13 protein-coding genes are annotated in these 14,618 nt (G+C 71.3%); 4 read left to right on the top strand and 9 right to left on the bottom strand.

Going from position 1 to position 14,618, the window contains the following annotated elements; translation table 11 throughout:
* Positions 1-65: 65 nt before the first annotated feature.
* The 6 genes from ACGH7X_RS37625 to ACGH7X_RS37600 form a co-directional block, all read right to left on the bottom strand.
* Positions 66-1,853: an ABC transporter ATP-binding protein gene (locus tag ACGH7X_RS37625; RefSeq protein WP_399894593.1), complete on the bottom strand. Its 1,788-nt coding sequence runs from the start codon at positions 1,851-1,853 to the stop codon at positions 66-68.
* A 2-nt stretch (positions 1,854-1,855) separates the two neighbouring features.
* A complete protein-coding gene (locus ACGH7X_RS37620) occupies positions 1,856-2,917 on the bottom strand; it encodes an iron-siderophore ABC transporter substrate-binding protein (RefSeq protein WP_399894590.1) in 1,062 nt (353 codons plus the stop codon).
* Positions 2,918-3,004: 87 nt separating this feature from the next.
* Positions 3,005-3,868 (bottom strand): ABC transporter ATP-binding protein, encoded by an 864-nt coding sequence (locus ACGH7X_RS37615; RefSeq protein ID WP_399894587.1) that lies wholly within the window; start codon positions 3,866-3,868, stop codon positions 3,005-3,007.
* Between the two features lie 38 nt (positions 3,869-3,906).
* Positions 3,907-4,998 carry a FecCD family ABC transporter permease gene (locus ACGH7X_RS37610; RefSeq protein WP_399897619.1) on the bottom strand — a complete coding sequence of 364 codons (1,092 nt, stop codon included), beginning with the start codon at positions 4,996-4,998 and terminating at the stop codon, positions 3,907-3,909.
* A gap of 11 nt (positions 4,999-5,009) precedes the next feature.
* Positions 5,010-6,068, bottom strand: coding sequence for a FecCD family ABC transporter permease (locus tag ACGH7X_RS37605; RefSeq protein ID WP_399894584.1), 1,059 nt, complete (start codon positions 6,066-6,068; stop codon positions 5,010-5,012).
* An 11-nt stretch (positions 6,069-6,079) separates the two neighbouring features.
* Positions 6,080-7,438 carry a lysine N(6)-hydroxylase/L-ornithine N(5)-oxygenase family protein gene (locus ACGH7X_RS37600; RefSeq protein ID WP_399894582.1) on the bottom strand — a complete coding sequence of 453 codons (1,359 nt, stop codon included), beginning with the start codon at positions 7,436-7,438 and terminating at the stop codon, positions 6,080-6,082.
* A gap of 176 nt (positions 7,439-7,614) precedes the next feature.
* Between ACGH7X_RS37600 and ACGH7X_RS37595 the strand changes: the two genes are divergently transcribed.
* A complete protein-coding gene (locus tag ACGH7X_RS37595) occupies positions 7,615-8,562 on the top strand; it encodes a methionyl-tRNA formyltransferase (RefSeq protein ID WP_399894579.1) in 948 nt (315 codons plus the stop codon).
* Positions 8,563-8,640: 78 nt separating this feature from the next.
* Here the strand turns inward: ACGH7X_RS37595 and ACGH7X_RS37590 are convergent, their stop codons facing one another.
* From ACGH7X_RS37590 to ACGH7X_RS37580, 3 genes are all read right to left on the bottom strand, one after another.
* A complete protein-coding gene (locus ACGH7X_RS37590) occupies positions 8,641-8,880 on the bottom strand; it encodes a DUF5302 domain-containing protein (protein WP_399894576.1) in 240 nt (79 codons plus the stop codon).
* 38 nt (positions 8,881-8,918) lie between these two features.
* The gene (locus ACGH7X_RS37585) at positions 8,919-10,784 is read right to left on the bottom strand and encodes a CocE/NonD family hydrolase (protein WP_399894573.1); all 1,866 of its coding nucleotides are present in this window, start codon (positions 10,782-10,784) and stop codon (positions 8,919-8,921) included.
* A gap of 311 nt (positions 10,785-11,095) precedes the next feature.
* Positions 11,096-11,779, bottom strand: a complete 684-nt coding sequence (locus ACGH7X_RS37580; protein WP_399894570.1) for an MBL fold metallo-hydrolase — start codon at positions 11,777-11,779, stop codon at positions 11,096-11,098.
* 86 nt (positions 11,780-11,865) lie between these two features.
* On the opposite strand from ACGH7X_RS37580, the gene ACGH7X_RS37575 reads away from it, so the two are divergent.
* From ACGH7X_RS37575 to ACGH7X_RS37565, 3 genes are all read left to right on the top strand, one after another.
* The gene (locus ACGH7X_RS37575; protein WP_399894567.1) at positions 11,866-12,291 is read left to right on the top strand and encodes a MarR family winged helix-turn-helix transcriptional regulator; all 426 of its coding nucleotides are present in this window, start codon (positions 11,866-11,868) and stop codon (positions 12,289-12,291) included.
* Positions 12,292-12,500: 209 nt separating this feature from the next.
* Entirely contained in the window at positions 12,501-12,923 is a 423-nt protein-coding gene (locus ACGH7X_RS37570) for a PGPGW domain-containing protein (RefSeq protein WP_399897617.1), read from the top strand.
* Positions 12,924-13,106: 183 nt separating this feature from the next.
* Positions 13,107-14,528 carry a DEAD/DEAH box helicase gene (locus ACGH7X_RS37565; RefSeq protein WP_399894564.1) on the top strand — a complete coding sequence of 474 codons (1,422 nt, stop codon included), beginning with the start codon at positions 13,107-13,109 and terminating at the stop codon, positions 14,526-14,528.
* Positions 14,529-14,618: the final 90 nt, after the last annotated feature.

The raw sequence follows: 14,618 nt of genomic DNA, 5'->3' as shown, positions 1-14,618 counted from the left end.
ACTCAACGCCCCTTCCAAGGAATGAAGGCAGGCTAACCTAAGTTAGGCATACCTAACCACCCTGCCTAACTACCCTCTCTCCAGGCCCGCCACAGCCGTGCGTACCGCCCGCCCAGCGCGACCAACTCCTCGTGCGTGCCCTCCTCCACGACCCGCCCGGCGTCCAGAACGGCGATCCGGTCCGCCGCCATCGCCTGGGTCAGACGGTGCGCCACGAAGAGCGTGGTGCGGCCCGCGCAGGCGGCCAGCACGGCCCGTTCCAGCTCGGCGGCTCCCTCGCTGCCCGCCTCCGCGGTCGACTCGTCCAGCACCACCACCGGCGAGCGGCCGAGCACCAGCCGGGCCAGCGCGATCTGGGCGACCTTGGTCACGTCGAGACGCTCGCCGCCCTCGCCGACCAGGGTGTCCAGCCCGTCGGGCAGGGTGTCGACCCACTGGCCGGCACCGACGGTGCGCAGCGCGTCCAGGAGTTCGGCGTCGGTCGCCTGCGGCGCGGCCAGCCGCAGGTCGTCGGCGAGCGCCCCGGAGAACACGTGCGTCTCCTGGGTCAGGATGCTCACCAGCGCCCGCGCCCCGGCCTCGTCCAGCCCGGCCAGGTCGGTCGGCCCGACGCGCACCGACCCCGCCTGGGGCGTCCCGATGCCCGCGACCAGGGCGGCCAGGGTCGTCTTGCCCGCGCCCGTCGCCCCCACCAGGGCGAGCGAACCGCCCGCCGGGATCGTCAGGTCCACGTCCCTGAGGACCGGCTCCTCGGCACCCGGGTATCGGAACGTCAGCCCCCGCACCGTCACCGGGTACGCCCCGGCCGCCGCCGGCGCGACGGACACGTCGCCCACCAGCCGGTCCTCGGCGTCCTCGCCCAGTACGCCCACCAGCCGGGTCAGGCTCGCGCCCGACTTCTGTGCCTCGTCGAAGGTGAACATGATGGCGCCCAGCGGGGTGAACAGCCGGTGGAACAGCAGCGGGGCCGCCGACACCTCGCCCAGGGTGGCGGCGTCCGCCTCCAGCAGGGCGTACCCCACCACGATGATGAGGGTCAGCCCGATGAACTCGGCGCGGTTCTCCCTGCCGACGAAGCGGCCGAAGAACCGGAACACCTCGACGCCGAGATCGCGCACCCGCCACGACTCACGGGTGACCCGCTCGCGGAAGGCGTCCTCGAGCCGGTACGCCCGCACCGTGTCGATCCCGTTCAGGCCGCTGATCAGGGCCTGCGCACGGTCGGCCTGGGCCACCCGCTGCTTCTGGTACAGCGGGGCCGACCTCGGCAGATACCAGCGCAGGGCCAGCGCGTACGCGGGCAGCGCGCCGGCGCCCGCGAGACCGAGCCGCCAGTCGAGGCCGAACATGCCGGCCGTGGCGATGGCGACGAGGACTCCCGCGGAGAACACCGTGGGAACGGCCGTGCGGATGCCGTTGGAGAGCACGGCGACGTCGTCGCCGACCCGGGACAGCACGTCTCCGCGGCCGACCTGTTCGACGCGGGCGCTGGGCATCCCCAGCACCGCTCGGACCGCGCCCTCCCGCAGCCGGGCGAGCAGATCGGCGCCCAGCCGTCCGATCAGATAGGTCGACACCGCGGTCGCCGCCGCGCCGAGCAGCGCGGCGGCGACCATCAGGGCGCCGATCGTGACGAGGACCGACTGCGACTCGTCGCCGACCACCGCGTCGACCACCCGGCCGAGCAGCAGCACCGGGAGCACCTGGAGCGCGGCTCCGGCCACGGTGGTGAGCACCGTGGTCGCCGTCAGCCAGGGCACCTCGCGGCAGTGTGCGCCGACCCATCGGGTGGCCTCGCGTCCGGTCGCCGTACGCAGCTTGGGCGGGGCGAGGCGGGTGTCGGTGCCGCTCACACCTACCCGGCCGAGTTGACGAGTTCGTCCACGGCGTACGGCATGGACAGCAGGGTGCCCTGGGAGATGGCCGCGCCGACCGCCGGTCCCTCGCTGTCCAGCAGGTACGACACCTTGCCGTTCTTGACGGCGTCCAGGTTGGTGAACAGCTTGAACTTCTTCAGCGCGTCCTGGTCCGCCTCGTCGTTGATGACGAAGACGCGGTCGACGTCGACCAGGTCGACGCGTTCGGGCGAGAGCGTGGTGTAGAAGTCGCCGTCGGCGATCTTGTCGATCTCGGTCTGGTACTTGAAGCCGATGCCCGTCACGAGCCGCCCGCGTACGTCGGTGGAGGTGAACGGGGCCACCGAGTCCTTGTACCAGGACAGGACCACGGCGGTCTGGTCCGCGAACTCGGGGTGCGCCTGCTTGGCCGCGTCGAGCTTGCCCTGGATGTCCGCCACCATCTTCTCGCCCTCCTCGGCCTTGCCGAGCGCCTTGGCGATGTGGAGCGCGTTGTCCTGCCACGGAGCGCTGAACGGCTCCTTCTCGGCCTTGGTGCGACCCACCGTGGGCGCGATCTTGGAGAGCTTGTCGTAGGCGGCCTGGTCGATCTCGGAGTAGACCGCCACGATCAGGTCCGGGCGCAGGGCGGCGATCTTCTCGAAGTTGGGGCCCGTGTCCCCGTTCTTCATGATGACCTCGGGCTTGGTGTCACCCCACTTGTCCTTCACCCAGGGCCACTGGGTGTTGATGTCGGGGCTCTGACCGGCCGGGTTCGGGTACTGGTCGACCATGCCGACGGGCTTGATGCCGAAGGCCAGGATGGTCTGGTCGTCCGTGTAACCGACGGAGACGACCCGCTCGGGCGCCTTGTCGATCTTCGTCGTTCCGAACGCGTGCTCCACGGTGACCGGGAAGGCGCCGGCGGTCGCCGAGGTGTCGTTGCCCGCCTTGTCCGCCGAGTCGCCCGAGTCGTCCGAGTCGGAACCGCACCCCGCGAGGAGGCCGACGCCGAGTGCGGCGGCGGACACTGCCGCCGCCCATCGCCGCCAGGGCTTCATACGCGTCGTTCTGAGGAGCATCCGGAGATCCCTTTGCTGTCGCGCCGTTCACTGCGCCCCGTCTGAGGGCAGCAAACCTTACCGCGTCCGAGTGAGGTTAGCCTACCCTCACTTCGACAACTCGGTGACGGTCCTGTCGAGTTCGACGTGGGTGCGCCCGATCGGCACGATGAGGGGTCGGTCCCCCACCGGGTCGTCGATCACCTTGGCGCGCAGTCCGAACGCCTCGTGCAGCAGGTCGGGGGTGATCACGTCGCGGGGGTGCCCCTGCGCCAGGATCGCGCCCTCCCTCATGACGACGAGGTTGTCGCTGTATCGGGTGGCCAGGTTGAGGTCGTGCAGCACCATGACCACGGTGCACCCGGACTCGTGCAGGTCGTCCACCAGGTCGAGCACGTCCACCGCGTGCGCCAGGTCCAGATAGGTGGTCGGCTCGTCCAGGAGCAGCAGGTCGGTGCCCTGGGCCAGGGTCATCGAGATCCACACGCGCTGCCGCTGCCCGCCGGACAGCGAGTCGACCGGACGGTCCGCGAGGTCCGACACGCCCGTCATGGCCAGCGCGCGCTGTACGACGTCGGCGTCGTCCGACGACCACTGCCGCAGCCAGCTCTGGTGCGGATGGCGGCCCCTGGCGACCAGGTCGGACACCGTCAGCCCCTCTGGCGCGACCGGCGCCTGCGGCAGCAGACCGAGCTTCTTCGCCACGTCCCGGGTCCTGAGCGCCGCGATGTCCTCGCCGTCCAGCACGACCGTGCCGCTGGTCGGCCTGAGCAGCCGCGACAGCGTCCGCAGCAGCGTCGACTTCCCACAGCCGTTCGGGCCGATGATCGTGGTGATCACCCCGGGCGGGATCGCCACGTCGAGACCGTCGATGACGGAACGGGCACCGTACCCGACCGTGACTCCCCTGGCCGCCAGCCGTGAGGCGCCGTCAACTCCCGTTTCGGTCCCGGTGATGGACTGAACGACCACAAGGCCCCCTCGATTAGGCTCGCCTTACTTTGTACCAGCTATCTGCGGTTCGCCCGCACCAGCAGATAGACGAGGAAGGGCCCGCCGATCGCGGCGGTGACCACACCGACCGGCAGGGAGACCGGCAGCACCGTGCGCGCGAGCAGGTCCGAGCCGGTCAGCAGCAGCGCCCCCACCAGGCCGGAGGCCACCAACGGCGGCGTCGGGCACCGCGCCAGCCGCATCGCCACCTGCGGCGCCACCAAGGCGACGAAGGGCACCGGGCCGGCCGCGCTCACCGCGACGCCGGCCAGCAGCACCGCGCACAGCAGCAGCACCGCGCGCACCGCCCCGTACCGGACACCGAGACCGGCCGCGACCTCGTCGCCGAAGTGCATCGGCTTGAACTGGAAGGCGACGCACGCCACGACGACCAGGAGGGCCAGCGTGCACCACAGCGCCACTTCGACCTCGCCCCACGACCGGTTGTCCAGCGAGCCGACCAGCCAGGCCTGGGCCCGGGCCACGTCCCTGATGTCCGCGGTGACCAGCAGCCACGTCGTGATCGCCTGCATCACGGCGTTCACCGAGATGCCGATGAGGATGAGCCGGAAGCCGTCGATTCCCCGGCGCCACGCCATGAAGTAGACCAGCAGACCGGTGCCGAGGCCCCCCGCGAGCGCCGCCGCCGACAGCCCCACGGAGTCGACCACGGCCGTCGCGGCGCCGCCCGACACCGTCACCAGGAACACCGCGACCGCGCCGGCACCGCTGGTGATGCCGAGGACGTCCGGGCTGGCCAGCGGATTGCGCGCGATCGACTGGGTGAGGGCGCCGGACACCCCGAGCGCGACGCCCACGACGAGCCCGGCGAGGGCGCGGGGCATCCGCAAATCCATGATCACGAACTCGTCGACCTGTTCACCCCGGCCGAGGATCGTGGCGACGACCCGGGGCAGGCCGATGGGGAAGTCCCCGACGCCGATGGACAGGCAGAACACCAGGAAGCTCGCCACCGCGAGCAGCAGCGTGACGCCCGCGACCCAGGGCCGCCACACGAACGACACGCTGCCGAGCCGCACACCGGGCGCCACCGAGGCCCGCACATCCGCCTTCGCGTCCACTGCCGCACCCGCCCCGTTCGCCTTCACATCCGCCCCGTTCACGCGTTCTTGAACTTTCCGCGCCACACCAGGACGGCGAAGAAGGGTGCGCCGAGCAGGGAGACGACGACACCCGCGTCCAGCTCCCCCGGCCGGACGACCAGGCGCCCCACGACGTCGCAGACCAGCAGCACGACGGCCCCGAGCAGTCCGGCGTACGGCACCAGCCAGCGGTAGTCCGGCCCGGTCAGGTACCGGGCCACGTGGGCCACCATCAGGCCGAGGAACGCGATGGGACCGCAGGCGGCCGTCGCGGCGCCGGCCAGCAGGGTGATGGCGACGACGCCGACGGTGCGGCTCAGCGCGATGTTCACCCCGAGCCCCCGGGCCACGTCGTCGCCCAGGTTGAGCAGGTTGACGGCGGGCAGCGTCGTCAGGGCCAGCAGCAGCCCGGCGGCGATGAAGACGGAGACCGGCCAGATCACGTCGAATCCGACGCCGGTCAGCGAGCCCGCGTTCCAGAACCGCAGCGCGTTCAGCGAGGCCTTGTCCGTCAGCGCGACCGCGGTGGTCATCGCCGCGAGGAACACCGTGACGCCCTGCCCGGCCAGGGCGAGCGTCAACGGGTTGCCCGCCCCCCGGCCGATGCTCGAAAGCCCGAACACGACGACACCGGCGACGGCCGCGCCCAGGAAGGCGGACCAGACGTACTGGAACGGACTGGTGAACCCGAACACGGCGATCCCCGTCACCACGGCGAACGACGCGCCGGAGTTCACGCCCAGCAGACCGGTGTCGGCGATCGGATTGCGCGTGTACCCCTGGATCAGCGCGCCGCCGACGCCCAGGGCGATGCCGGCCACGACCGCGAGCACCGTGCGAGGCACCCGCACGGTCTGCACGATGAGCCTGATCTCGGTGAGCCGCTGGTCGGACTCGGGCCCCGCGAACAGCCCGTGCCAGACCTCGCCGGGGCTCAGCGCACGCGCCCCGACGGCCAGCGACGCCGCGGCCGCGACCACGAGAAGCGCCGCGAGTACGCCCAAGCCGGCGACCCGTCGTCGACGGGCCTCTGTCGGGCCCCTGGGCGCGGGGCGCTCAACCGCAGTCGTGGTCATGGCGACGTACACTAACGCGCGGTACCCCCGGTCCCGTCGGCGACCGTACGGGCCTCGTCGGAGGCGGACTTGAGACCGCGGTCGAGGAGCGACTCCAGGATCTCGCCCACCCTGATCGCGGTGTTGGACAGCAGCGACGACGTGATGCCGTGCGTGTGCTCCGTGCCGCCCTGCAGATAGATGCCGCAGGGAAGGCCGGGGTCCGTCGCGATCCGGTAGTCGCGCTCGACGCGCACCCGGCCCTCGTCGTCGCGCAGGCAGCGGTCCGCGACCTCGCCGAGCAGACCGAGGGGGTCGGCCTGACCGTAGCCGGTGGCGAAGACCACGACGTCCGCGTCCAGCAGGGTCTCCTCGCCGGTGACCAGGGATGTCACGGTGGCGCGTACCCGGTCGGGCGTCTCCTTGACGTCGGTGAGCCGGGACACGTTGAGGAAGCGCAGCCGCTCGGTGCCCAGGACCTTCTCCCGGTACATCTGCCGGTACAGGTCGTCGATCAGGTCGATGTCCACCACGGAGTAGTTGGTGTTGCCGTGGTAGTCCATCAGCCGGCGTTTGACGCTGCCGGGCGCGGTGAAGTAGTCGTCCACCGCCGCCGGGTCGAAGATCCGGTTGGCGAACCCGCTGTCGTCGGCGGGGCTGTATCCGTAGCGGGTGAAGACCGCGCACACCTCGGCCCCGGGGAAGCGGCGGTGCAGGTAGGCGACGTTCTCGGCGGCGCTCTGCCCGGCTCCGACGACGACGAAACGGGAGGGCGAGGTGCCTTCCAACGCGTCGACCTTGGCGAGCAGTTCGGAGTTGTGCCAGACGCGGTCCCCGCGCTCCACGCCCTTTGGCACGAGGGGACGCAGGCCGGTGCCGATGACGAGGTTGCGCGCCCGGTGGACCTCGAGCCCCTCCCCCGAACGGACCGTCACCTCCAGGTGGTCCACGGCTCCGTCCCGCACGACGGGCGCGACGCCGACGACCTCGTGGCCGTAGGAGACCAGGTCGTCGACCTTGGTCGCGGCCCACTCGAAGTAGTCGTGGAACTCCACCCGCAGCGGGAAGAGGTTCTTGTGGTTGATGAAGTCGATCAGCCGCCCCTTGCTCTGCAGGTAGCAGAGGAAGCTGAACTCACTGGCCGGATTCCGCAGTGTCACCAGGTCCTTGAGGAAGGACACCTGCATGGTCGCGTCGTCGATCAGCATGCCGCGGTGCCAGCCGAAGCGTGGCTGCTGCTCGAAGAAGCGGGCGGTGACCGTCTCCTGCCCGTCGGCCGCCTGTGCGTTGTGTTCGCGGATCGCGATCGCCATGGCGACATTGGACGGTCCGAAGCCGATCCCAATGAGGTCGTGGACCAGCGTTGCGTCACCAGGAAGAACCTGTGACATGTCACTCCCATCGTGCGCCGGAAACTTAGGTGAGCCTAAGCTAACGAGATGCGACTGTCGATAGGGCACTCCAGGAGATGATTCACGTCAACTGGAGTGTCGCGGAGGGATGTTACGCACTAAGGTAAGCCTTGCTTAACTGCCCGGCTGAACCCCTGCCTTGAGGAGGAACCCCCATGCGGGTCGTCATGTTCGGTTACCAGACCTGGGGGCACCGCACCCTGCGAGCCCTCCTGGACTCCGAACACGACGTGGTCCTGGTCGTGACGCATCCGAAGAGTGATCACGCGTACGAGAAGATCTGGAGCGACTCCGTCGCCGACCTCGCCGAGGAGCACGGTGTCCCGGTGCTGCTCCGCAACCGCCCCGACGACGACGAGCTGTTCGAACGCCTCAAGGACGCCGACCCGGACATCATCGTGGCCAACAACTGGCGGACCTGGATCCCGCCGCACGTCTTCGGCCTCCCCCGCCACGGCACGCTCAACGTGCACGACTCGCTGCTGCCGAAGTACGCCGGATTCTCCCCGCTGATCTGGGCACTGATCAACGGCGAGACCGAGGTGGGCGTCACCGCGCACATGATGAACGACGAGCTGGACGCCGGAGACATCGTCCGGCAGGAGGCGGTGCCGGTCGGACCGACGGACACGGCCACCGATCTCTTCCACAAGACCGTCGACCTCATCGCCCCCGTCACCATCGGCGCGCTGGGCCTCATCGCCGCCGGGCAGACGGAGTTCACCCGGCAGGACCGGTCCCGGGCGACCTTCTTCCACAAGCGGTCCGCCGAGGACATCCGCATCGACTGGAACTGGCCCGCCGAGGATCTGGAGCGCCTGGTCCGGGCCCAGTCCGAGCCGTACCCCAGCGCCTTCACGTTCCACCGCGGCAGGCGGCTCGAGGTCCTGGCCGCCGTGGTCTCCCGGGGCCGCTACGGCGGCACGCCCGGCCGGATCTTCTACCGCGAGGGCGACGGCGTGGTGATCGTCGCCGGAGCCGACGCGCGCAGCGGCCGCAATCACGGCCTCGCCGTCACGCGCGTACGGACCGAGGACGGACGGGAGTTGTCCGCGGCCGAGTACTTCACCTCCATGGGCGGCTATCTGACCGGCCGCCCCTGACCGGACCCCCGCGACCGACAGACAGGGCCCGACCGTGTTGCCACGGTCGGGCCCTGTGCACGTACGGCCGGTCGCGTCTCAGCCGCTCTTGCGCCGGAACGACCGCTGGCTGGCGGCGGGCCCATGGGCGCCGCGGATCTTCGCCACGTCGGCGTTCGCGGCGAGCGCCGCGGCCTCCGCCTGCTTGCCGCGCTTGCGCTCCAGTGCCTCTCGGAACTTGCCCTTCAGGTCGTACTGACCGTTCTCGTCGGGGGTCAGGGCGGGGTTCTCGTCCTCCGCCGGTTCCGAACCTGCCTGCGATGAAGACTCTTCAGTCATGGTGACCTCCTGGGCTCGGACAACAAGAGCACAGCTTGTCACGGCCGGCCGCCCGGAACCACCGAGAAAGTCCCCGGGCCGGCCGGCAGGCTCACCGTGTACTGGCGCAGGTAGGTGTCCAGGTACGGCGACCGGTCGCCCTGGGTGGCGACGTCGTCGGCCGGGTCGTCCAACGCGAGCCCGAGCTTCGCTCCCCTGATCGTGATCGTCTCGCCCGAAGGCGTGTCGCGCCAGGAGCCGGTCTGGATGGAACCGATCTCCACGGCCAGGACGTGCCCGGCGGCGAGCGTCCAGTCGGTCGCCTTCAGATCGACGCTCATCCGGCCCCGGTCCACCAGGGAGACCTGCTCGTCGAACATGACGGCGGTGCCGTCCGGGGCGACGTCGTACAGCTTGAGCATGACGTTGCCCTCGCCGCGGGCCGTGAAGGACACCTGCGGGGTGCCGGTGACGCGCGCGGCCTTCTTCAGCGGCTTCGACCACACGAAGAAGCTGGAGGCGACCTCGCCGGTGCGCTGGCTCTCCGCCGCTTCCGCGGCCAGGCCGGCCGGGGCCCGCTGCTCGGTGGCGGGCGCGTTCTCCATGTCCCACTTGCCGGTGGGCTGTGCCGGCGGCTGCGGCGTCGCACGGCCGGACGCGGTCAGCCCCGCGCGGGCCGACGCCCCGCCGTCGTCCACGTAGGAGCCACCGCCGAGCGGGAGGTCGACCGAGCGCTCCGTGACGGGCCACGTGCGCTGGGCGCGCCAGGCACCGGTGGAGTCCTCGACGGCGTAGGCCGGGTAACGCACCGTCGGCCCGGTGCCCTTGAGGTACTGGTCGTAGAAGGACAGGGTCTCGTCGTACCAGCCCTCGCGGCCCATCGCCAGACGTCCGTCGCTGGTGCGGTCCCCGCCACGCACGTGGTCCCACTGGCCGAGCCAGCCGCGCTCGGGCCCCTTGTGGTTGTCGAGGTACTCCTCCATCTCCTCGGGCTTGGTGTTGTTCTCGACGAAGCCCTGCGTGACGAACAGCGGGGTGTCGCTGCCCCGGGCCATCCTCGCCAGGTCACGGGAGGTCCAGTGCCTGTCCCGCTGGTCGGATATCCGGTATCCGGCCGAGTTCTCCGTCAGGCACTCCGGGTGGCTCTCCTCGTACCGGGCATTCGCCCGGTAGCGCGGATCGTCGTCCGCCATCGGCGGCATGGAGGCGATGGAGTTGTACGCGTCGGCGGTACCGGTCACGTTCGGGCGGGGCACGCCGTTGGAGTAGATGTACTGGTACATGTCCCACACGGGTTCCTGGGCGACGACGGCCTTGAGCGCGCGCTGGTCCAGGTTGTTGCCGATGAGGCCCGTGACGGCGTCGTACGACTTGCCGTACATGCCGACCGCGCCGGTGGACCACGGCTGCTTCGCGGCCCAGTCGACGGCGGCCCCGACGTCGGCCTGTTCGCCGGGCCCGCCCCAGTCGAGGCAGCCGGTGGAGCCGCCGAAGCCACGCAGGTCCACCATGACGAAGGCGTACCCCTGGTCGAACAGGTCGGTGCCCTCGATGAAGTCCTGGAAGCGGGCGGACGGGCCGGTGTGGGTCCAGCCCTCGGGACCGGTCTGGCCCGTGTGGGCGAAGTACGGGCCGATCGACAGGATGACCGGCACCTTCTCCTTCCGTCTCAGCCCTTCGGGCAGCAGGACGTCGGCGTGGAGGCGGGTGCCGGAGCGGTCGGAGGACGGGAAGTAGTGCTGGGTCCAGACCGAGCCCTCTGGGACGCGGTCGTTCTCCTCGTGCGTGACGGGGCCGGACCCGGTGGCGGCCGGCCCGGCCTCCGCCTCGTGCGCCGCGGCGGCCGGGCCGCCGAGGCCGACGGTCAGGGCGAGGGCGGCGACCAGTGCCGAGGCGGTCCTGACGACCGCGCGACGTGCTCTCACATGCTCCTCCTTGGACGGTGGGTGCAGGTGGTGCGGGTGGTGCAGGTCTAGCAGCGAAGTCCGCCCACGTCGATGGGGCCTCCCCGCAACTTCCCGTGCCAGGCCGGGCATTGACCCACTGCGCCGGACCATGGACCCCTGGTTCCGATGTCGGCGGGCCGGCCGGAATCCCCACCCCCGTGAGCGTCAGGCACCGTCGCGAGCCCGTGGGCCCGTGCGCCCGCGAGACGACGCGCACCGTGCTTCGCCGCCCAGGAGGAACCCGCCCTGCTCGCCGACGACATCACCGCGTACGTCCGCGATCTGCGCCCTCACCGTCGCCGGGACGCGCGGTCGGGCACGTGAGCCGGCCCTCGGTCGACCCGGACGCTCGTACCGAGGGCCAAGCGGCGGTAACGGGCCGGGACCCCGGGGCCCCGCTCTCCGAGGAAGCCCTCGACCATCGCGGTGCCGACGTCGTTGAGGGCGCCGTCGTGCACGGCGTAGGCGTCGAGGGGAGCGACCTCGCGTACGTAGTCGATCAGATCACCCACGGTGGACCAGGGAGCGTGCACCGGCAGCAGCAGCGTGCCGACCGGGGTGCCGGGAACGGTCAGGGCGTCGCCGGGATGGAACAGGGTCTCGTCCACCAGGAACCCGACGTTGGAGATGCGTGGGACATCCGGGTGGATGACCGCGTGCCAGGCCCCGTGCACCTGGATGTCGAAGCCCGCGACGCCGAAGGCGTCCCCGTGCCCAGTGGCGGTGACCTGCGTGCCGAGGCCGTCCAGCCGCTTCGCCACGGAGGGGTCGGCCCAGATGCGCAGCCCGGGACACGCCGCGGCCGCCCGGCGCAGCACTTCCTCCGAGAAGTGGTCGAAGTGCTCGTGCGTGACGAGTACGGCGTCGGCGCCTTCCAACGCCCCGGGGTCGGTCAGACCGCCCGGGTCGATGACCAGGCGGCGCCCGTCCTTCTCGAGCCGCACACACGCATGCCCGAACTTGGTGAGTTCCATGACCGCAATGCCCTCTCGCTTCAGCCAACCAATTTGTACAACCTGACTGTACAACTTGATGTGAAAGCTGCGGCTAGGATGACCTCATGGACGAAGACAAGCTGGCCGAGGAGCTGCGGCACTCGATCGGCGAACTGGTCCGGGCGGTACGAGCCGCGGACACCATGCCGCCCGGCGAGGCCGCCGTTCTCGGATTCCTCGACCGCGGCGGCCCCTTGACCACGGCGGATCTCGCCCGACTGCGCGGCGTCACACACCAGTCGGCCGCCAAGTCGGTCAAGGACCTCTCCGCCGCCGGCCTGGTCCACGGCGAGCAGCACCCCGACGACGGCCGCAAGCTCCTGGTCCACCTCACCGGCGCCGGCCGCTCCCGGCTCCAGCGGGAACGCACTCTGCGCGCGGGTGCCCTGGGCGCCGCCATCCGCGAGACCCTCGACCCCGACGAAAGGCGGCGGCTCAGCGAGTCCGTCGTCCTGCTGTCCCGCCTGACGGCCCGTCTCACCGGACGCTGACCGTTCGGGAGCGGCCGGCCGAGCGCGTCAACCGCTCGCTGCCGGGAGGCCCCCACGTCCGGCCCGGGGTACGGGGAACTCACCGGGGAGGCCGAGATCCGGCCCGGCCGACCCGACTGCGCCGGAATCGCCCGCGCCGCGATCCCTGCCTAGGGTGGGGCACGCCGACGGAACCGGAGTCCTTGCCGACCGCAGGAGAGTGGGGCGCCATGGCGCGCGGTGTCGAATCGATCCGGCGAACCCTCCTGGGTGTCCTCGGCGGCATCCTTGTGGTGATCGGCGTCGCTCTGCTGGTGCTGCCGGGGCCTGGTCTGCTGCTCGTGTTCGCCGGCGTGGTGCTGCTGTCGCGCGCCGTCCCGGCACTGGACCGGTTCGTCGCCCCCGTACGGACCCGGGCGATGCGTGCGGCGGAGGAGAGCGTCTCCTCCCGATGGCGGATCGCCGGTTCGGTGCTGGTGGGGGTGTTCCTCGTCACCGCGGGCGTGGTGTGGGGCCTCGTTCCGCAAGTGCCGTACTCCGGATGGGCCACGGGGGCGAGCCTGATCATCTCCGGAATGGTCCTGTTCGCGCTGCTCGCGTGGAGCCACCGCCGCGTCCGGGCGGCGCGCGCCTCGTCACAGGCCTCGCGGTGAACGCGCCCGACGGCCGGGCCGCCCCTGCTCGGACGGGTCGAGTCCCAGTAGGCCCTGCCCGGTCGGCCGTACGGCGCGGCGGCGCCCGCTGGTAAAATGGGCCGCACGCTTTGAGGCGCCCGGGTCCGTACCGAGGGGTACGGACCCGGTCGCGTTCCGGGCGCCTGATCAGGAAGGTCCCCCATGAACGCGAAGCCGCCGTCGGCCCACGAAGGCTCCGGGTCCGGCAGGTCCCGGCGTACGACAGCTCCCCGGGGCGGGTCCGGGATGTCGCGGCCGGTGACGCCCGACCCTGCGCCGGTCGCGTCCTTCGACGCCCTCGGACTGCCGACGGCGCTGGTGGAGACGATGGCCGGGCTCGGGGTGACGGAACCCTTCCCGATCCAGGCGGCGACCCTGCCGGACGCGCTGGCCGGGCGCGACATCCTCGGCCGCGCGCGGACCGGCTCCGGCAAGACGCTGGCCTTCGGGCTCGCCCTGCTCGTCGGGATCGCCGGCCGGCGTGCGGAGTCGAAGCGGCCGCTGGCCCTCGTCCTGGTGTCGACCCGCGAGCTCGCCCAGCAGGTGAGCGAGGCGCTGGCACCGTACGCGCGGACGCTGAACGTGCGCCTGACGACGGTCGTCGGCGGTCTGTCGATCAACCGGCAGACGGAGGCGCTGCGCGGCGGCGCCGAAGTGGTCGTCGCGACGCCGGGACGGCTGGCCGACCTGGTCTCACGCCGGGACTGCCACCTCAATCACGTGCGGATCACGGTGCTGGACGAGGCGGACCAGATGTGCGACCTCGGGTTCCTGCCGCAGGTCTCCGGCATCCTGGACCAGGTGCCCTCCGACGGGCAGCGCCTCCTGTTCTCGGCCACGCTCGACGGCGACGTCGACGCGTTGGTGCGAAGCCATCTGCACGACCCGGTGCTCGCGTCGGTCGACCCGGCGTCCGCCTCGGTGTCCACGATGGAGCACCACGTGCTGACCATCCACCCCGCCGACAAGTACGCGACCGCGACCGAGATCGCCGCCCGGGACGGCCGGGTGCTGATGTTCCTGGACACCAAGGCCGGGGTCGACCGGTTCACCCGGCACCTGCGGGCCGCCGGGGTGTCCGCCGCCGCCCTGCACAGCGGGAAGTCGCAGCCGCAGCGCACCCACACCCTCGCCCGGTTCGTGGAGGGCGACGTCTCCGTGCTGGTGGCCACCAACGTCGCGGCCCGGGGCATCCACGTGGAGGCCCTCGACCTCGTCGTCAACGTCGATCCGCCGGCCGACGCCAAGGACTACCTGCACCGTGGCGGGCGTACGGCGCGGGCCGGTCAGTCCGGGAGCGTGGTCACGCTCGTCACCCCCGACCAGCGGCGCGAGGTGAACCGGATGATGTCCGAGGCCGGGATCCGGCCGACGGTGACCCCCGTGCGCTCCGGCGAGCAGAAGCTGACCGCCATCACCGGTGCGAAGCGCCCGCCGGCCGGACCGGGGACCGACGGGGGCAACGCCCCCTTCCGCGGGATGGGCACCCGCCCGGGCCGCGCCGCGAAGGGGTCCCGCAAGGCCGTCGAGGCGCGCAAGGCCGCGGAGGCCCGCGCGGCGGCCCGGGTGCGCAGGGGCCGCTGACCGCGCCAACGGGCCCCGCCGCAAAGAACTTTGAACACAGCGATGACAAAGTATGGACATGTCAAGCGGAAGTCTCCTACCTTGGCGGCG

It is taken from the genome of Streptomyces sp. BBFR51, from assembly GCF_044591655.1.
Classification (GTDB): Bacteria; Actinomycetota; Actinomycetes; order Streptomycetales; family Streptomycetaceae; genus Streptomyces.
Note: the sequence above shows the minus strand (reverse complement) of the source record. Positions and strands in the feature narration are given on the sequence as shown.

What these genes read in the sequence shown, in the direction of transcription:
- ACGH7X_RS37620 (WP_399894590.1), bottom strand. Translation starts at nt 2,917, where the DNA reads ATGCTCCTCAGAACGACGCGTATGAAGCCCTGGCGGCGATGGGCGGCG.
- ACGH7X_RS37605 (WP_399894584.1), bottom strand. Translation starts at nt 6,068, where the DNA reads ATGACCACGACTGCGGTTGAGCGCCCCGCGCCCAGGGGCCCGACAGAG.
- ACGH7X_RS37600 (WP_399894582.1), bottom strand. Translation starts at nt 7,438, where the DNA reads ATGTCACAGGTTCTTCCTGGTGACGCAACGCTGGTCCACGACCTCATT.
- ACGH7X_RS37595 (WP_399894579.1), top strand. Translation starts at nt 7,615, where the DNA reads ATGCGGGTCGTCATGTTCGGTTACCAGACCTGGGGGCACCGCACCCTG.
- ACGH7X_RS37590 (WP_399894576.1), bottom strand. Translation starts at nt 8,880, where the DNA reads ATGACTGAAGAGTCTTCATCGCAGGCAGGTTCGGAACCGGCGGAGGAC.
- ACGH7X_RS37580 (WP_399894570.1), bottom strand. Translation starts at nt 11,779, where the DNA reads ATGGAACTCACCAAGTTCGGGCATGCGTGTGTGCGGCTCGAGAAGGAC.
- ACGH7X_RS37575 (WP_399894567.1), top strand. Translation starts at nt 11,866, where the DNA reads ATGGACGAAGACAAGCTGGCCGAGGAGCTGCGGCACTCGATCGGCGAA.
- ACGH7X_RS37570 (WP_399897617.1), top strand. Translation starts at nt 12,501, where the DNA reads ATGGCGCGCGGTGTCGAATCGATCCGGCGAACCCTCCTGGGTGTCCTC.
- ACGH7X_RS37565 (WP_399894564.1), top strand. Translation starts at nt 13,107, where the DNA reads ATGAACGCGAAGCCGCCGTCGGCCCACGAAGGCTCCGGGTCCGGCAGG.